Origin of the sequence: Amphritea sp., from assembly GCF_050300915.1 — a bacterium.
In the GTDB taxonomy this organism is placed as follows: domain Bacteria; phylum Pseudomonadota; class Gammaproteobacteria; order Pseudomonadales; family Balneatricaceae; genus Amphritea.
Map to the genome: position 1 here is coordinate 1 of NZ_JBNKYN010000156.1, position 1,404 is coordinate 1,404.

3 protein-coding genes are annotated in these 1,404 nt (G+C 51.6%); all 3 read left to right on the forward strand.

Annotated elements, in window-relative coordinates; genetic code table 11:
• A partial coding sequence (locus ACQY8X_RS20885; RefSeq protein WP_428037060.1) for a DUF423 domain-containing protein occupies positions 1–135 on the forward strand: 135 nt, incomplete at its 5' end.
• Positions 136–154: 19 nt separating this feature from the next.
• Positions 155–355: a sulfur carrier protein ThiS gene (gene thiS / locus ACQY8X_RS20890; protein WP_428037058.1), complete on the forward strand. Its 201-nt coding sequence runs from the start codon at positions 155–157 to the stop codon at positions 353–355.
• A 59-nt stretch (positions 356–414) separates the two neighbouring features.
• Complete coding sequence (locus ACQY8X_RS20895; protein ID WP_428037059.1) at positions 415–1,212, forward strand: thiazole synthase; 798 nt, start codon at positions 415–417, stop codon at positions 1,210–1,212.
• Positions 1,213–1,404 lie beyond the last annotated feature (192 nt).

Consider the following 1,404-nt stretch of genomic DNA (forward strand, 5'->3'; position numbering starts at 1 on the left):
TTTTTCAGTGGCAGTCTCTATGTACTGGCACTGAGTGGTCAGCACTGGCTGGGAGCGGTCACCCCTGTGGGCGGTGTTCTGTTCCTGGCAGGCTGGATAAATCTTGGTCGGGTCACTTTCCGGCAGTTAAGTTAACAAAAGTGGATCAATCTCAATGCTGATACAGGTAAATGGTGACAGTCTGGAGCTTCAGGAAGGCACCTCTGTGGCCGGTCTGATTGAAAAGATGGAGCTGGGTGAACGTCGTGTAGCCGTGGAGCTGAATCTGGAAATTGTCCCTCGCAGCAGGCATGCAGAAACCCTGTTGCAGGAAGGTGACCGGGTCGAAGTAGTCCATGCCATAGGCGGTGGCTGAGCCCCTCTGTTGGATAGATGTTTGAGTAAAAACTACAGAATTTAACTGGGTAAAGAATAATGTCAGAACAACATAACGATCCTTTGATTATTGCAGGTCGCAGCTTTCAGTCCCGTCTGTTGATTGGTACCGGTAAATATCGTGATCTGGAAGAGACCCGTCTGGCGATAGAAGCCAGCGGCGCAGAGATTGTCACCGTCGCGGTACGTCGCACCAATATCGGTCAGAACCCGGATGAGCCAAACCTGCTGGATGTTATCTCCCCGGATAAATACACCATCCTGCCGAATACCGCGGGCTGCTTTAATGCCGAAGATGCGGTGCGCACCTGTATGCTGGCGCGCGAGCTGATGGACGGACACGATCTGGTTAAACTGGAAGTGCTTGGCGATCAGAAAACCCTGTATCCGAATGTTGTGCAAACCATTAAAGCCGCCGATGTGCTGGTGCGGGATGGTTTCAAAGTGATGGTTTATACCAGCGATGACCCGATAGTTGCGAAGGAACTGGAATCATTGGGCTGTGTATCGATTATGCCTCTGGGCTCTATGATCGGTTCCGGTCTGGGTATTCTGAATCCGCACAATATCAATGTGATTATGGAAGACTGTAAAGTGCCGGTGCTGGTGGATGCCGGTGTTGGTACCGCTTCAGAAGCGGCAGTAGCGATGGAGATGGGCTGTGAAGCCGTGCTGATGAACTCCGCTATTGCCGGTGCCCGCAACCCGATTCTGATGGCTTCGGCGATGCGTAAAGCAGTTGAGGCGGGTCGTGAAGCTTACCTTGCAGGACGGATGCCACGGAAGAAATACGCCAGCGCCTCCTCGCCGATGGAAGGAACCATTGTCGGTAAATAATTGATTTAACGATGAGATCGTCGCAAGGCGGTCTGATCAGATGAAAGATTTCAGCAGCCTGATCCGTTGATCAGGCTGCTTTGTTTTAAGTGAGATGCCAGACCGATGTCAGAAGAGAACAAAACTGAACAGCAGACCCCGGAGCAATCGACCGGAGAAAAGTATATGCGCACCGTGAAAAGCTTTGTGCTG

Bases quoted from the DNA above. Each gene is read 5' to 3' on its own strand.
- thiS (WP_428037058.1), top strand. From the start codon at position 155: ATGCTGATACAGGTAAATGGTGACAGTCTGGAGCTTCAGGAAGGCACC.
- ACQY8X_RS20895 (WP_428037059.1), top strand. From the start codon at position 415: ATGTCAGAACAACATAACGATCCTTTGATTATTGCAGGTCGCAGCTTT.